At 58.2% G+C, this 16,514-nt stretch carries 14 protein-coding genes; 2 read left to right on the forward strand and 12 right to left on the reverse strand.

The annotated features are described in order from the left end of the window. Positions 1 to 86: 86 nt before the first annotated feature. From nuoL to lrhA, 12 genes are all read right to left on the reverse strand, one after another. Positions 87 to 1,934 carry an NADH-quinone oxidoreductase subunit L gene (gene nuoL, locus HMPREF3138_RS07410; protein WP_019453716.1) on the reverse strand — a complete coding sequence of 616 codons (1,848 nt, stop codon included), beginning with the start codon at positions 1,932 to 1,934 and terminating at the stop codon, positions 87 to 89. Next, complete coding sequence (nuoK, locus tag HMPREF3138_RS07415) at positions 1,931 to 2,233, reverse strand: NADH-quinone oxidoreductase subunit NuoK (RefSeq protein ID WP_004936014.1); 303 nt, start codon at positions 2,231 to 2,233, stop codon at positions 1,931 to 1,933. The genes nuoL and nuoK overlap by 4 nt, the downstream gene beginning before the upstream one ends. Continuing rightward, positions 2,230 to 2,787, reverse strand: coding sequence for an NADH-quinone oxidoreductase subunit J (gene nuoJ, locus HMPREF3138_RS07420; RefSeq protein ID WP_038876400.1), 558 nt, complete (start codon positions 2,785 to 2,787; stop codon positions 2,230 to 2,232). The genes nuoK and nuoJ overlap by 4 nt, the downstream gene beginning before the upstream one ends. Before the next feature lie 13 nt (positions 2,788 to 2,800). After that, positions 2,801 to 3,343: an NADH-quinone oxidoreductase subunit NuoI gene (gene nuoI / locus HMPREF3138_RS07425; RefSeq protein ID WP_025160170.1), complete on the reverse strand. Its 543-nt coding sequence runs from the start codon at positions 3,341 to 3,343 to the stop codon at positions 2,801 to 2,803. A gap of 14 nt (positions 3,344 to 3,357) precedes the next feature. Beyond that, positions 3,358 to 4,335, reverse strand: coding sequence for an NADH-quinone oxidoreductase subunit NuoH (gene nuoH / locus HMPREF3138_RS07430; protein ID WP_038876403.1), 978 nt, complete (start codon positions 4,333 to 4,335; stop codon positions 3,358 to 3,360). Continuing rightward, positions 4,332 to 7,070 carry an NADH-quinone oxidoreductase subunit NuoG gene (nuoG, locus tag HMPREF3138_RS07435; protein ID WP_048234759.1) on the reverse strand — a complete coding sequence of 913 codons (2,739 nt, stop codon included), beginning with the start codon at positions 7,068 to 7,070 and terminating at the stop codon, positions 4,332 to 4,334. The genes nuoH and nuoG overlap by 4 nt, the downstream gene beginning before the upstream one ends. 76 nt (positions 7,071 to 7,146) lie before the next feature. Further along, positions 7,147 to 8,493, reverse strand: coding sequence for an NADH-quinone oxidoreductase subunit NuoF (nuoF, locus tag HMPREF3138_RS07440; RefSeq protein ID WP_004936030.1), 1,347 nt, complete (start codon positions 8,491 to 8,493; stop codon positions 7,147 to 7,149). Beyond that, complete coding sequence (gene nuoE / locus HMPREF3138_RS07445) at positions 8,490 to 9,041, reverse strand: NADH-quinone oxidoreductase subunit NuoE (protein WP_004936034.1); 552 nt, start codon at positions 9,039 to 9,041, stop codon at positions 8,490 to 8,492. The genes nuoF and nuoE overlap by 4 nt, the downstream gene beginning before the upstream one ends. A gap of 2 nt (positions 9,042 to 9,043) precedes the next feature. Next, entirely contained in the window at positions 9,044 to 10,840 is a 1,797-nt protein-coding gene (gene nuoC, locus HMPREF3138_RS07450) for an NADH-quinone oxidoreductase subunit C/D (RefSeq protein WP_004936036.1), read from the reverse strand. A gap of 95 nt (positions 10,841 to 10,935) precedes the next feature. Beyond that, entirely contained in the window at positions 10,936 to 11,610 is a 675-nt protein-coding gene (locus tag HMPREF3138_RS07455) for a NuoB/complex I 20 kDa subunit family protein (RefSeq protein WP_004936039.1), read from the reverse strand. Positions 11,611 to 11,625: 15 nt separating this feature from the next. Further along, positions 11,626 to 12,063, reverse strand: coding sequence for an NADH-quinone oxidoreductase subunit NuoA (gene nuoA / locus HMPREF3138_RS07460; RefSeq protein ID WP_025303663.1), 438 nt, complete (start codon positions 12,061 to 12,063; stop codon positions 11,626 to 11,628). Between the two features lie 707 nt (positions 12,064 to 12,770). Beyond that, complete coding sequence (gene lrhA, locus HMPREF3138_RS07465; RefSeq protein WP_038876408.1) at positions 12,771 to 13,715, reverse strand: transcriptional regulator LrhA; 945 nt, start codon at positions 13,713 to 13,715, stop codon at positions 12,771 to 12,773. Positions 13,716 to 14,571: 856 nt separating this feature from the next. Here lrhA and HMPREF3138_RS07470 point away from each other — a divergent pair. Together HMPREF3138_RS07470 and yfbR are read left to right on the forward strand one after the other, a co-directional pair. Continuing rightward, the gene (locus HMPREF3138_RS07470; RefSeq protein WP_004936047.1) at positions 14,572 to 15,786 is read left to right on the forward strand and encodes a pyridoxal phosphate-dependent aminotransferase; all 1,215 of its coding nucleotides are present in this window, start codon (positions 14,572 to 14,574) and stop codon (positions 15,784 to 15,786) included. A 107-nt stretch (positions 15,787 to 15,893) separates the two neighbouring features. Continuing rightward, positions 15,894 to 16,493 (forward strand): 5'-deoxynucleotidase, encoded by a 600-nt coding sequence (gene yfbR / locus HMPREF3138_RS07475; protein WP_025303666.1) that lies wholly within the window; start codon positions 15,894 to 15,896, stop codon positions 16,491 to 16,493. Positions 16,494 to 16,514: the final 21 nt, after the last annotated feature.

Here is a 16,514-nt window from a genome sequence, read left to right on the forward strand (position 1 = left end):
TGTCCCTTATACGAATAATTTCAAACTTTGTACGTAGCGCCTGCCCGGCGCTACGCCCGAAAAATGCGTCTGTTTAAATTATTCAATTAAACCAAAATCAACAGAGCCAATACGACCACTGCACCCACACCCATAGACGCTATATACCAACGCACCTGGCCGTTCTCGCTCACCGTCAGACCGCGGTTCCCCCAGCGGGAGAAGACGGCCGGCAGGTTCATCAGCGAGTTCAGCGGATCGCGCTGCAGCAGCTTCGCAATGCCCAGGTACGGCTTGACGAACACTTTGTCATACAGCCAGTCGAAGCCCCAGGCATGGAACCACCAGGTCGAGAAGAAACGTCCCGGCGCGCTGTTGGCGATGCTGTTGACCAGGCTGCGTTTGCCCAGCCACAGCGCGGCCGCCAGCAGAATGCCGACGATAGCTACCACGCCGGAGGTGATTTCAAGCGTCAGCACGCTGCCGTGCGCCAGCTCGGTCGTATCCGGCAGCACGCCTTGCAACGGCGGCACGATCATCGCGCCGACGAAGGTGGACAGCACCAGCAGAACCAGCAGCGGCAGGTGGTGAGTTATGCCTTTACCGGCATGCGCTTTGATTTTCTCTTCGCCATGGAACACGATGAAAATCATACGGAAGGTGTACAGCGAGGTCATGAACGCACCGACCAGGCCGGCCACCATCAGGTTGATGTGGCCGTTGGCCATCGCGCCCGCCAGGATCTCATCCTTACTGAAGAAGCCGGCCGTGACCAGCGGCAACGCAGACAGCGCCGCGCCACCCACCAGGAAGCAGACGTACACCAGCGGGATGCTCTTGCGCAGGCCGCCCATCTTGAAGATGTTTTGCTCGTGGTGGCAAGCCAGGATCACCGAACCGGACGACAGGAACAGCAGCGCCTTGAAGAACGCGTGGGTCATCAGGTGGAAGATCGCCGCGTCCCATGCCTGCACGCCCAGCGCCAGGAACATGTAACCGATCTGGCTCATGGTGGAGTAAGCGAGCACGCGCTTGATGTCGGTCTGCACCAGCGCGGCGAAGCCGGCCAGCAGCAGAGTGACCGCACCGACGATGCCCACCAGGTGCAGCACTTCCGGCGCCATCAGGAACAGGCCGTGCGTACGGGCGATCAGATAGACGCCCGCGGTCACCATGGTCGCCGCGTGGATCAGTGCGGAAACCGGGGTTGGGCCCGCCATCGCGTCCGCCAACCAGGTTTGCAACGGCAGCTGCGCCGATTTACCGACCGCGCCGCCCAGCAGCATCAGGGTCGCCCAGGTGATGGCCGTATCGCCCACCGCCAGTTTCTGCGGTGCCAGGATCATCAGCTCGCGGATATTCAGCGTGCCCAGCTCGTTGTAGAGGATGAACAGTGCGAACGCCAGGAACACGTCGCCCACGCGGGTCACGATGAAGGCTTTCATCGCCGCCGCGCCGTTGGCCGGATCTTTGTAGTAGAAGCCGATCAACAGGTAGCTGCACAGGCCCACGCCTTCCCAACCCAGATACATCAGCAGCAGGTTGTCCGCCAGCACCAAGACCACCATGCTGGCGATAAACAGGTTGGTGTAAGCGAAGAAGCGCGAATAGCCCTCTTCACCGCGCATGTACCAGGAAGCGAACATGTGGATGAAGAAGCCGACGCCGGTGACCACCGACAGCATGGTCAGCGACAGGCCGTCCAGCACCAGGGTCACGCCGATATTGAAGTTGCCGACGGCCATCCAGGTCCACAGGCTTTGCTCGAACAGCTGCACGCCGGCGGCTTTCTGGGCGAAGAAATCCATCGCCACATACACCGTGACCAGCGCAGCCAGGCCGATAGAGCCCACGCCGACGGTAGCCGCCGTGTTCTCAGACCAACGGCCGCGGGAAAATGCCAACAGCAGGAACCCGATCAGCGGTAGCAGAATTGTTAAATATAATAGGTTCATCCGCGCATCTCACTGACAGTATCAATATTCAGGGTATGACGACGACGGTAGAGCTGCAGCAGCAGCGCCAGGCCGATACTGGCCTCGGCTGCCGCCAGGCTGATCGCCAGGATGTACATCACCTGACCGTCCGCCTGGCCCCAGTAGCTTCCCGCCACGATAAACGCCAACGCCGCAGCGTTGATCATCACTTCCAGGCTGATCAGCATAAACAGCAGGTTGCGGCGCACCAGCAGCCCGGTCAGCCCGAGCACAAACAGGATAGCCGCCAGGATCAGGCCGTGTTGAAGAGGGATCATGCTTGCTCCTCCGATTTTCTTCTCGCCATTTCGCCACTCGCCGGCGCGTTGCTCAGCACCTCGCCAGGCTTGTGCTCGCGGCCGATATGGAAGGCGACAACCAGACCCGCCAACAGCAGCATTGAAGCCAGCTCAACCGCCAGTACGTAAGGCCCGAACAGGCTGATGCCCACCGCCTTCGCGTCGACCATCTCGCCGCTGACACCCTGGTCGGATACGCTGCGGATCGCGACGATCAATACCACCAGCAGCGCCAGCGACAACAGGCCAGGCCCGATCCACACCGTCGGCTTCATCCAGTCGCGCTCTTGCTGCTGCACGTTGCCGAGGTTCAGCATCATCACCACGAACACGAACAGCACCATGATGGCGCCCGCATAGACGATGATTTCCAACGCGGCGGCAAAGTAGGCGCCGAGCGAGAAGAAGACTGCCGAGATCGCCAATAACGAGACGATCAGATACAGCAGCGCATGCACAGGGTTGGTATGGGTGATCACGCGAATCGTCGCGGCCACCGCAATCAAACCTGCCAGGTAAAATGCAATTTCCATGCTTGCTGGCTCCTTAGGGCAACAGACCTTTGACGTCGATCGGTTTGGCTTCGTTTTCGGCTTCGCCTTTGGCTTTGCCGTCAATCGCCATACCGGCCATCCGGTAGAAGTTATATTCCGGATATTTACCCGGCCCCGAGATCAACAGATCTTCTTTTTCGTACACCAGATCCTGACGCTTGTACTCACCCAGTTCGAAATCCGGCGTCAGCTGGATAGCGGTAGTCGGGCAAGCCTCTTCGCACAGGCCACAGAAAATGCAGCGCGAGAAGTTGATGCGGAAGAACTCCGGATACCAACGGCCGTCTTTCTGCTCCGCTTTTTGCAGCGAGATACAGCCGACCGGGCAGGCCACCGCACACAGGTTACAGGCGACGCAGCGCTCTTCGCCGTCCGGATCGCGCGTCAGCACGATGCGGCCACGGTAGCGCGGCGGTAGGTAAACCGGTTCTTCCGGATACATCTGGGTTTCGCGCTTGGCGAAGGCATGCATGCCAATCATCCAAATGCTGCGCACCTGGGTGCCGAAACCAACCACTAACTCTTTCAATGTCATGGTTTATTCACCCCTTATTGAGCGTTGTACAAAATGACCGCGGCGGTTGCCAGCAGGTTCAGCAGCGTCAGCGGCAGGCACACTTTCCAGCCGAAAGACATCACCTGGTCATAACGCGGACGCGGCAGCGAGGCGCGGATCAGGATGAACATCATCATGAAGAAGGCCGTTTTCAACGCGAACCAGATGAATGGCGGCAGGAACGGACCCTGCCAGCCGCCGAAGAACAACGTCACAATCAGGGCGGACACGGTGACGATACCGATGTATTCCCCCACGAAGAACAGACCGAACTTCATGCCGGAGTATTCGATGTGGTAACCGTCAGCCAGTTCCTGCTCGGCTTCCGGCTGGTCAAACGGGTGACGGTGGCACACCGCCACGCCGGCGATCGCGAAGGTCACGAAGCCGAAGAACTGCGGAATGACGTTCCAGACGTGCGCCTGGGATTCAACGATGGCCTGCATGTTGAACGAACCCGCCTGCATCACCACGCCCATCAGCGACAGACCGATGAACACTTCGTAGCTCAGGGTTTGCGCGGAGGCGCGCATCGCGCCCAACAGCGAGTATTTGTTGTTGCTCGACCAGCCGGCGAACAGCACGGCGTACACCGCCAGGCCGGCCATCATCAGGAAGAACAGAATACCGATGTTGAGATCGGACACCGCCCAGGTCGGGCTGACCGGAACGATGGCAAATGCCAGCAACAGGGAAGTAAAGGCGATCATCGGCGCCAGGGTGAAGATCACCCGGTCGGAGAATCTCGGCACCCAGTCTTCCTTGAAGAACATTTTGATCATGTCGGCGACCAGCTGCAGCGAGCCGCCCCAGCCTACGCGGTTCGGTCCGTAACGGTTCTGGAACAGGCCGAGCAGGCGGCGTTCGCCGAAGCTCATTAACGCCCCGCACGCCACGACCACCAACAGGATCACGACCGCTTTAAGTACGGCGATCAGAATGTCGATCACCTCAGGGGTAAACCAGCTCATCGTGCCGCCTCCCGCAGATTGTCTACCTTAGCACCCACCAAGATCGGCGGGATCCCTGGCAAGCCGAGCGGCAAACCAACCTGGCCCTGGGTCAGGGTTTCACTCAGACGCACCGGCAGACGCAGGGTCTGGCCCGCACAGCTGAACTCCACCAGGCTGCCTGCGTTGACGCCAAGCGTCGCCGCGTCGGCCGGGTTGACCATCACGTAGGCTTCCGGCATGCGCTGCTGGATCACGTGAGAGCGCTGCGACATTTCATCGCTGCCGAACAGGTGGTAGTAAGGCGCGACACGCCAGCCGTCGTTCGGATTGAAGGCGGCTGGTACGCGGTCGAAGTAACCGAGGCTGCCCTCCCCCGCTTCGATCAGGCGCACGCCCGGATCGCCGTGGCGCAGTTTGCCGCCCACTTCGGCCTGGAACTTGTTCCATGCCTGCGGTGAGTTCCAGCCTGGCGCCCAGGCGAACGGGATCTGCTGACGATCGGCCAGCGGGCTGTTGTTCCCTTCCATCGAGAAGGCGAACATGGTGTCTTTATCCTGCGGCTGACGCGGCTCGTGCACGCTGATGTTGGCGCGCATGGCGGTACGGCCGCTGGAACGGTGCGGCGAACGCGCCAGCTTCTGACCGCGAATGCGGAAAGTCGCGTCCGGCGCGGCATCGACGATGCCCTGCAGCTGCGGCAACGCGGCGACGCAAGCGGCGATCACGTCATCGAGCTGGGTCCAGTCCACGTGGCGGCTGGTGTAGGTGGAGTGCAGCGAGTGCATCCAGCGCCAGCTTTCCAGCATCACGGTGAACTGATTCTTCTTGGCGTCGTCGTAGTAAGCCGGATCGTATACCTGGAAGAAGCGCTGCGCGCGGCCTTCCTGGTTGATCAGCGTACCGTCGCTCTCGGCGAAGCTGGCCGAGGAGAGGATCAGGTTGGCTTTGTCCATGATCGCGGTGCGCTGGTGGTCGGCGACGATCAGGTTGTTGACCTTGGCCAACGCTGCATCCACCTGCGCCGCCGGCGCATGACGATAGAGATCGTTTTCCATCACGATGGCGGTGTCGGCTGCGCCGCTCGCCAGCTGTTCCAGCGCCTGATCGAGCGAACCGCCGCCGATCATCGCCAGGCCCATGCTGTTGGCTGCGCCCGCCACGAAGGTGATGCCGACATCGGAACCGCGGCCCTTCAACGCTTTGGCGATGTTGGCCGCCGCTTCGATGATGGCTTCGCTGCCGGCGTTGCTGCCGGTCACGATCAGCGGTTTGCGTGCGCCGGTCAGCGCCTGCACGATGATATCGACTTTCTTGTTCAGGCCTTCAGCCAGATCGTTGACCGCCGGCGCCGCGCTGTCCAGCGCGTGAGCGATGGCGAAGCCGAAGCGCGCCTGTTCGTCCACCGGCGCGCGGTAGTTCCAGGCGGCGATGTCGTCCAGACGGGTGTTGTCGACGTTGGTGGTGAACAGCGGGTACTTGGCGTGCTGACCGATGTTCTGCACCGCCGCGATCTGCCAGTCGGCCACGCGTTGCGCCGCCGCCATCGCGCGGGCTTTCCCCTTGACGGCCTGGCGCACGGACAGCGCGATACGCGCACCGGTTTGCGTCAGGTCTTCGCCCAGCACCAGCACCGCGTCGTAATCTTCGATCTCACGCAGCGCCGGCGTATGGACGCCGCCGTTTTTCAGCACGTTCAGCATCAGCGCCAGGCGTGATTGCTCCGCCTGAGCGATACCGGTGTAGTAGTTCTCGGCGCCGACCAGCTCGCGCAGTGCGAAGTTGCTTTCCAGGCTGGCGCGCGGGGAGCCGATGCCGATGGTTTTCTTCGCCTGACGCAGGATGTCCGCCGCGCCCTGCATCGCCTGCTCGGCGTTCAGGGTGATCCAGTCATCGCCGCGCAGCTGCTGCGGTTGACGCGGACGATCTTTCTGGTTGACGTAGCCGTAACCGAAACGGCCGCGGTCGCACAGGAAGTAGTGGTTCACGCTGCCGTTGTAACGGTTTTCGATACGGCGCAGCTCGCCATAGCGTTCGCCCGGGCTGGTGTTACAGCCGATGCTGCACTGCTGGCAAATGCTCGGCGCGAACTGCATGTCCCATTTACGGTTGTAGCGTTCGGAGTGCGTTTTGTCGGTGAATACGCCGGTCGGGCACACTTCCACCAGGTTGCCGGAGAACTCGCTTTCCAGCGTGCCGCTTTCCGGGCGACCGAAGTAGACGTTGTCGTGCGCGCCGTACACGCCGAAGTCGGTGCCGTCCGCATAGTCTTTGTAGTAACGCACGCACCGGTAGCAGGCGATGCAGCGGTTCATCTCGTGCGAGATAAACGGCCCCAGCTCCTGATTATTGTGGGTGCGCTTGGTGAAGCGGTAGCGGCGGAAGCTGTGGCCGGTCATTACCGTCATATCCTGCAGGTGACAGTTACCGCCTTCTTCACAGACCGGGCAATCGTGCGGGTGGTTGGTCATCAACCACTCGACCACGCTTTCACGGAACTGCTTCGCTTCACCGTCATCGATGGAGATGAAGGTGCCGTCGGATGCCGGGGTCATACAGGACATCACCAAACGGCCGCGCGTATCTTCCGCGTTTTGGTATTGCTTTACCGCACATTGGCGGCAAGCGCCGACGCTTCCCAGCGCCGGATGCCAGCAAAAGTAAGGAATATCAAGGCCGAGGGAAAGACAAGCCTGCAGCAGGTTGTCCGCTCCGTCTACCTCATACTCTTTGCCGTCTACATGAATCGTAGCCATAGTCAGCATGCTTCCAAGTGGCCTGCCTTGCGGCAGGCGTTAATCAAAAATTCTGGCCGTGTTCGGGCGAGTCGGCTTACCAGCGCTGCTTCAGCAGATTGTTCGGCTGAATGCCGCCAATCGCATGGGCATTGCCGAAGTGCTGCACGGCGATGCCCGCCTCGAACTCTTCACGGAAATATTTAATCGCGCTTTGCAGTGGCTCTACGGCACCTGGCGCGTGGGCGCAGAAGGTTTTGCCCGGGCCGAGGGAACGGCACAGCTGTTCGAGGGTTTCGATATCCCCCGGCTGCCCTTCGCCGTTTTCCAACGCACGCAGGATCTTCACGCTCCACGGCAGGCCGTCGCGGCATGGCGTACACCAGCCGCAGGACTCGCGGGCGAAGAACTCTTCCAGGTTACGCACCAGCGGCACCATGCCGATCTCGTGGTCTACCGCCATCGCCAGCGCGGTGCCGAGACGGCTGCCGGCTTTGCCGATCGCGCCGTATTCCATTGGCAGATCGAGGTGATCGGCGGTCAGGAAGTCGGTCCCCGCGCCGCCCGGCTGCCAGGCTTTGAAGCGCAGACCGTCGCGCATGCCGCCGGCGTAGTCTTCCAGGATCTCGCGCGCGGTGGTGCCGAACGGCAGCTCCCAGACGCCCGGATTTTTCACCCGGCCGGAGAAGCCCATCAGCTTGGTGCCTTTGTCTTCACTGCCGGAGATGCCGGTGTACCACTCCACGCCGTTCGCCAAAATGGCCGGCACGTTGCACAGCGTTTCGACGTTGTTGACGCAGGTCGGCTTGCCCCACACGCCGGCGCTGGCCGGGAATGGCGGCTTGGAACGCGGGTTGGCGCGGCGGCCTTCCAGCGAGTTGATCAGCGCGGTTTCTTCGCCGCAGATGTAACGGCCGGCGCCGGTGTGCACGATCAGCTCGAAATCGAACCCGGTGCCGAGAATGTTCTTGCCCAGATAGCCGGCTTCGGTGGCTTCCGCGATGGCGCGACGCAGGTGCGCCGCCGCTTCGATGTACTCACCGCGAAGGAAGATGTACCCACGGTAGGCTTTCAGCGCGAACGCGGAGATCAGCATGCCTTCCACCAATAGGTGCGGCAGCTGCTCCATCAGCAGGCGGTCTTTATAAGTGCCCGGCTCCATTTCATCGGCGTTACACAGCAGGTAACGGATGTTCATGGATTCGTCCTTCGGCATCAGGCTCCACTTCAAACCGGTGGAGAAGCCCGCGCCGCCGCGTCCCTTCAGCCCGGAGTCTTTCACCAGGCTGACGATCTCGTCCGGTGCCAGGCCTTTGAGGGCCTTTTCTGCGCCGGCATAGCCGTTTTTGCTGCGGTACTCGTCCAGCCACAGCGGCTGCTTATCATCGCGCAGACGCCAGGTCAGCGGATGCGTTTCGGGAGTGCGTACAATGTGCTTGGTCATTGATACTGCTCCAGTAGCGTCTCGATATCTTCAGGCTTCAGCTGACTGTGAGTGTCCTCATCAATCATCATGGTCGGCCCTTTATCGCAGTTGCCCAGACAGCAGGTCGGCAACAGCGTGAAGCGGCCATCAAAGGTGGTTTGACCCGGCTTGATGTTCAGCTTCTTCTCGATAGCGGCCTGAATGCCCTGGTAACCGGTGATGTGACAGACAACGCTGTCACAATAACGGATTACGTGACGTCCTACTGGCTGACGGAAAATCTGGCTGTAGAACGTGGCCACGCCTTCTACGTCGCTGGCGGGGATGCCCAGCACTTCCGCGATGGCGTAAATCGCACCGTCCGGAACCCAGCCGCGCTGCTTCTGCACAATTTTCAGTGCTTCGATGGAAGCGGCGCGCGGATCCTCGTAATGGTGCTTTTCGTGCTCGATCGCATCACGTTCTTCCGCGCTCAGTACAAATGCATCAACGCCGCTCTGAGGAGCGGCTGCGTTGATGGGCTCGAGCGCATCATTGACTGCGTGATTGTCTTTTTGATCATGCATAGTTAGCGGTCCACATCTGACATTACAAAATCGATACTACCCAGATAGACGATCAGGTCGGAAACCAGGCTGCCACGGATGACCGATGGGATCTGCTGCAGGTGCGCAAAGCTCGGCGTACGTACCCGGGTGCGGTAGCTCATGGTGCTGCCGTCGCTGGTCAGGTAGTAGCTGTTGATCCCTTTGGTGGCTTCAATCATCTGGAATGATTCGTTGGCTGGCATCACCGGGCCCCAGGAAACCTGCAGGAAGTGGGTGATCAGCGTTTCAATATGCTGCAGCGTGCGCTCTTTCGGCGGCGGCGTGGTCAGCGGGTGATCGGCCTTGAACGGGCCTTCCGGCATGTTGTTCAGGCACTGCTCGAGGATGCGCAGGCTCTGGCGCAGCTCTTCCACCTTCAGCATCACGCGGGTGTAGCAGTCGCTGGTGCCGTCGCCGACCGGCACTTCGAAGTCGAAGTTCTCGTAGCCGGAGTACGGACGCCATTTACGCACGTCGAACTCGACGCCAGTGGCACGCAGGCCGGCGCCGGTTACGCCCCACTCCAGCGCTTCTTTGGCGTTGTAAGACGCTACGCCGATGGAACGGCCTTTCAGGATGCTGTTCTTCAGCGCCGCTTTCACGTAGGAGTCCAGACGCTTCGGCATCCAGTCGAGGAATTCACGCAGCAGGCGATCCCAGCCGCGCGGCAGATCGTGCGCGACGCCGCCGATGCGGAACCAGGCCGGGTGCATACGGAAACCGGTGATTGCTTCCACCAGATCGTAGATTTTCTGACGGTCGGTAAAGGCGAAGAACACCGGGGTCATCGCGCCGACGTCCTGAATGAAGGTGGAGATGTACAGCAGGTGGCTGTTGATGCGGAACAGCTCGGACAGCATCACGCGGATGGTGTCGACGCGCTCAGGCACCTTGATGCCGGCCAGCTTCTCGACCGCCAGCACATAAGGCATTTCGTTCACGCAGCCGCCGAGGTACTCGATACGGTCGGTGTACGGAATGTAGCTGTGCCAGGATTGACGCTCGCCCATCTTCTCGGCGCCGCGGTGGTGATAGCCGATATCCGGCACGCAGTCGACGATCTCTTCGCCGTCCAGCTGCAGAATGATGCGGAACGCACCGTGCGCGGACGGGTGGTTCGGGCCGAGGTTGAGGAACATGAAGTCTTCGTTCTCGGTACCGCGCTTCATGCCCCAGTCTTCCGGCTTGAAGGTCAGCGCTTCCATCTCCAGATCTTCTTTCTGCTTGGTCAGCACAAAAGGATCGAATTCGGTGGCGCGCGCCGGGTAGTCCTTGCGCAGCGGGTGCCCTTCCCAAGTCTGCGGCATCATGATGCGCGACAGGTGCGGGTGGCCGTCGAAGGTGATGCCGAACATTTCCCAGGTTTCGCGCTCGTACCAGTTGGCGTTCGGGAACACCTTGGTCGCCGTCGGCACGTGCAGATCTTTTTCAGACAGCGCCACCTTCAGCATGATGTCGCGGTTGCGTTCGATGGAAATCAGATGGTAGAAAACGGAGAAATCCGCAGCGGGCAGGCCGTCGCGGTGGGTGCGAAGACGTTCGTCCACGCCATGCAGATCGAACAGCATGACATACGGCTTCGGCTGTTTTCTCAGGAACGTCATTACTTCCAGCAACTGGTCAGGTTTAACCCATACCACGGGCATGCCGGTACGGGTGGCCTGAACAGTAAAGGCTTCCGGCCCAAAACGGTTGCGCAGTTCGCCGATCACCGGGTCGTCAAGGTGATCTCGGGTCTGCCAGGCAGGCAAGGCGTCGTGCGTCGTCAAATCTGTCATAATTTTTTTCACCACACTAAAGGGTTATTCGCCGCAAGTTTCACTTTTCGCTGTGTTAACCAATAGCGCACTAAGATGGACGTTAAATGAACGTCTTAAATCTCGTCAGGCGTCCGGAGGTTGGTCACCGCGATACGCTCGCCGTGTTTACGCTCTCTTTCAGACTGCATATTGGCGCGGTAAACGCCCTGATCGCCGACAACCCACGACAGCGGGCGACGTTCTTTGCCGATGGATTCCTGCAGCAGCATCAGCGCTTGCATGTAGGCTTCCGGACGCGGCGGGCAGCCGGGAATGTACACGTCGACCGGCAGGAACTTGTCCACGCCCTGCACCACGGAATAGATGTCGTACATGCCGCCGGAGTTGGCGCAGGCGCCCATCGAGATCACCCACTTAGGCTCCAGCATCTGCTCGTACAGGCGTTGGATGACCGGGGCCATCTTGGTGAAACAGGTACCGGCCACCACCATCAGGTCAGCCTGACGCGGGGAGGCGCGCAGTACTTCCGCACCGAAACGCGCCACGTCGTGAACGGCGGTAAACGACGTCACCATCTCCACGTAACAGCACGAAAGGCCGAAGTTATACGGCCAAATAGAGTTTTTACGCCCCCAGTTCACCATGTCATGCAGCGCATGTTCGAGTTTACCCATGTAAACCGTGCGGTGGACCTGTTGTTCCAGGGGATCGGCGACGATCTCCTGTTTTTGCAGGGGATAACGGTCGTTCTCACCGTTCGGGTCTATGCGGGTGAGCGTATAGTCCATCTTAATGCCTCGCTGTTACTGCGGATGACTGTTGGTGTTAGTGATCGTGCTCGGTTTGCTGCGGCGTTGGGAACGCGCCGGAGTCCAATCCAACGCGCCGATGCGCACCAGATAAACCAGACCGGCCAATAGCACCAAAATGAAAATGGCGGCTTCGATAAAGCCTACCCAACCGCTCTCGCGAACCGAGACCGACCAGGCATACAGGTATAAGGCTTCAACGTCGAAAATAACGAAGAACATGGCCACCAGGTAGAACTTGGCGGACAAGCGCATGCGCGCCGTACCGACCGAGTCGATGCCTGATTCAAACGGGGTGTGTTTGGCGCGCGCCCGGGCTCTCCCACCCAAGAAGAACGCACCCAGCAGCATTAAGCCGCAAAGCCCGATAGCCACGACGAGAAATACGGCGAGCGCCCAGTGATGAGCGATAACTTCAGTGGTTGTTGACATACTCTATGCTTACTCATCAAAAGTGGCGTCGATCGCGCTGCTCTTGTCACCGGCAGTTAGTGCGCCACATCGATTTAAGGGAAGGATAAATAACCACACAAACAAACTGCTTTTACAGCGAGTTAGGCAGCGTTTTTCTGTGGGCTTTTTACTCCTTTCTATAACCTTTTGTCAACTTTGACAAAAGTATCTACACACTAGTTTACATACGTATCATTTGATTAACATTTGATGCGCCAGGGGCTGGCTAAATCGTGTCAGTTAATTTTTGTGTAGAAACAGATAGATATAAACCAACGTGCACATTTCAGTTTTACTATACCATTGTCTCAGGAATTCCCTGTTCTTCCACTCACTACCTAGGGGTATTTTTTTGATCCAGGACACGTTTTCAGCATAAATCCTCAAAAAAAGTGTGGCCCTTTAACAATTTTCCTCAAATTAAGCCGCAAAAACGGCCGCTATAAGCTAACAAAATAACCCTGCTATTACCATGCCTTTAACCCATTCAATCTTATTGCTCAAAAAACAAACTCAGCGTCTTAAACCCGGCCAAACTCTCTTTTCAGTGACGCTTAAAAGTTAATAAAACAGCCAACTCATAACAAAATCGTCATTAAATCCCTATAACAGTAAAAATAGCCAAAAAAAGGGCAAAAAAAACCTCCGCCGAAGCAGAGGTTTTCATCAGAGCTAACGCCGCGGCGTTATTCTTCTTCGTCCACCAGGCTGGCGTCATCCTGATCGCCCTGGAGACCAGCTTCCGCGCCGTTGAAGCCATAACCGTCATTGCCGCCCTGCATTGCGCTGAAGATGGCCATCGCCAGCTCATTGCTGCACTGCGCGTTTTTGCACAGCGCATACTGGGTATCCGGCAGCGGCGGCAAACCTTCCACCGCCCCCAGCACCCGCAGATCGGGGCTCATCATCTCGATCGGCCGCGCGGTCACGCCCAAGCCGGCCTTACAGGCCGCCCGCACCGCGGACAGCGTGGAGGCGACGTAGGCGATACGCCACGGGATACCGGCTTCGTCCAGCTGCTTGATCGCCAGCGCACGGAACGGGCTTGGCTCATCCATCACCACCAACGGGATCGGTTCGCCCGCCTGATAGTGGTAATCGGCGGCACAGTACCACAGCGTCGGCGATGTGCGCAGCACGATATGCGGATGTCCGGCCGGATCGGCCGTGGTCACCGCCAGCTCGATCTCGCCCTCTTCCAGCAGATCGACCATCGTCGTGCTGCGCTTTACGCGCACGTCAATGGCCAGCTTCGGATAGATGGCGGTCACGCGGTTCAACAGGAAAGGCAGAATGGTATCGGCGGTGTCGTCGGAAGCGCCGATGGTCAGAACACCTTTAATATTGTTGTACATCAGCGAGGTACAGGCTTCGTCGTTAAAGCGCAGGATCTTCCTGGCATAACCGAGAAGCTGAATACCATGCTCAGTCAGGAGTTTGTTACGCCCATGGCGGGCAAACAGTTCTTTGCCGACCAGTTGCTCTAATCGCTGCATTTGTTGACTGACGGCTGATTGAGTACGGCATACGGCAACCGCCGCCGCCGCAAAGGTATTCAAATCAGCAACCGCAACAAAGGTTCTTAGCAGATCGAGGTCGAGATTAAGTATCGGACGATTTGCAGTTGTCATAGTGTATTCTTCACTTTTTTAAATTCTAATTTACGAACTACTACCCTGGTGTGTTTCTCAGACGCCGTTGAAAAGGACGGAGCCTGTTATGACAGTACCCCACTCATAAGTGGAGGGCAAAAAAATTACTTATGATTCGTTACCTCTATCGCTTTTTAAAATGCGATCTATCGATGGTGCTTATAGAACGCGGGGAGCTGAATACCGGTGAAAAGGGAACCCCCCCACCGAACCTGAGATTTTACTCATTCATACTGCCTAATTTCCACTCCATTCGTGCTACTGAGAACCCTTATCAACCGGCGTTCAGACTGCATTACAGAGCAAAAAAGATAAATAATTAACGATACCAACTTCGTGTTACCACTCAATGAATTTAATAAATTCAATCAGTAAGATTTTTGCTTTAAATAATAATCCTATAACCACATAAACAATGCTTAAGATAAAATATAAAGTAAAGCTAATGTAAATATGTCATTTTTCTTAGTGTGGTGCGCTAACTGACTCCCCGCTATCAGACAACTCCGGTATTATCGTTCCTTTACAGTTTATTGAAGCCTATTCTCCCTTTCGGCTTATCAGTTCACTGCTGCCGGCCGCGATCGCCGGCACGTCGCGTTTATCGAGGCGGGATTTTACAGAACAAAACCCTAGTAAAATTATAGTTCATGAAATTATGAACCACAAAATAACTTTACCTTTGCTTATCATAACTAAAATCCCCCGTTACGACATGCATTTGCACCAAAGGCGTGCAAAACCCTTCAAAAGCAACTACGCCAGGAGTACATTGGGCGGGTTGCGGCGTCCCACGGTAGGAGCGCCCCTATCCCAGCAAAAGGCTCAACTTTTTATGTCCCCCATTGAGAAATCCAGCAAACTGGACAACGTCTGCTATGACATTCGCGGCCCGGTGCTTAAAGAAGCTAAACGTCTTGAAGAAGAAGGCAACAAAGTCCTGAAACTGAACATCGGCAACCCTGCCCCGTTCGGTTTCGACGCCCCGGACGAAATCCTGGTCGACGTGATCCGCAATCTGCCCACGGCGCAAGGCTACTCCGATTCCAAAGGCCTCTTCTCGGCGCGTAAAGCGATCATGCAGCACTATCAGGCGCGCAACATGCGTGACGTGACCGTTGAGGATATCTACATTGGCAACGGCGTCTCGGAGCTGATCGTCCAATCCATGCAGGCGCTGCTCAACAGCGGCGACGAAATGCTGGTGCCGGCGCCGGACTACCCGCTGTGGACCGCCGCGGTATCGCTGTCCGGCGGCAAGGCCGTGCACTACCTGTGCGATGAGCAGGCCGGCTGGTTCCCGGATCTGGACGACATCATCAGCAAGATCACCCCGCGCACCCGCGGCATCGTGATCATCAACCCGAACAACCCGACCGGCGCGGTTTACAGCAAAGCGCTGCTGGAACAGATCGTCGAGATCGCCCGTCAACACAACCTGATCATCTTCGCCGACGAGATCTACGACAAGATCCTGTATGACGAAGCCGAGCACCATTCGATCGCCGCGCTGGCGCCGGATCTGCTGACCGTGACCTTCAACGGCCTGTCGAAAACCTACCGAGTGGCGGGCTTCCGCCAGGGCTGGATGGTGCTGAACGGGCCGAAGAAGCACGCCAAAGGCTATATCGAAGGGCTGGAGATGCTGGCTTCGATGCGCCTGTGCGCCAACGTGCCAATGCAACACGCCATTCAAACCGCGCTGGGCGGTTATCAGAGCATCAGCGAATTCATTCAGCCCGGCGGCCGCCTGTACGAACAGCGCAACCGCACCTGGGAACTGCTCAACGACATTCCGGGCGTCTCTTGCGTAAAACCTCAGGGCGCGCTGTACATGTTCCCGCGCATCGACGCCAAGCGCTTCAACATCCACGACGACCAGAAACTGGTGCTGGACCTGCTGCTGCAGGAAAAAGTGCTGCTGGTGCAGGGCACCGCGTTCAACTGGCCTTACCCGGATCACGTGCGAATCGTCACCCTGCCGCGCGTAGACGAACTGGAAATGGCGGTCGGCAAGCTGGGCCGCTTCCTGGAAGGTTACCACCAGTAATCGCCTGGGGCGCAGCGCCTTGCTGCGCCCTTCTCTCATTGCCCGGTTGCAAAATTCGCCGTCACTGCTTCACAATGGGGCCCTCACTTGCCGTTAAAGAGAGCACCATGAGCCAGAGCCATTTCTTCGCCCATCTATCCCGCCTGAAACTGATCAACCGCTGGCCGCTGATGCGCAACGTGCGTACCGAGAACGTCTCCGAACACAGTCTGCAGGTAGCTTTCGTCGCCCACGCGTTGGCGGTGATCAAGAACCGCAAATTCAACGGCAACCTCAACGCCGACCGCGTTGCGCTGCTGGCGATGTACCATGACGCCAGCGAAGTGATCACCGGCGACATGCCGACGCCGATCAAGTACTACAATCCGCAGATCGCCCATGAATACAAGAAGATCGAAAAGATCGCCCAGCAAAAGCTGCTGGACATGATCCCCGCGGAGCTGCGCAACGACTTCCGCACCATTCTCGATGAGCACTACTACAGCGAAGATGAAAAGCAGGTAGTGAAGCAGGCAGACGCACTCTGCGCCTACCTGAAATGCCTGGAGGAACTCTCTGCCGGCAACAACGAATTCACCCTGGCCAAGGCGCGGCTGGATAAAACTCTGGAACAGCGCCGCAGCCCGGAAATGGACTACTTCATGGACGTGTTCATTCCCAGCTTCAGCCTGTCATTGGACGAAATCAGCCTCGACAGTTCGCTGTAATCCCGCCGGCGCAGCCTCGCT

The organism is Serratia sp. HMSC15F11 (genome assembly GCF_001808215.1).
GTDB lineage: Bacteria > Pseudomonadota > Gammaproteobacteria > Enterobacterales > Enterobacteriaceae > Serratia > Serratia nevei.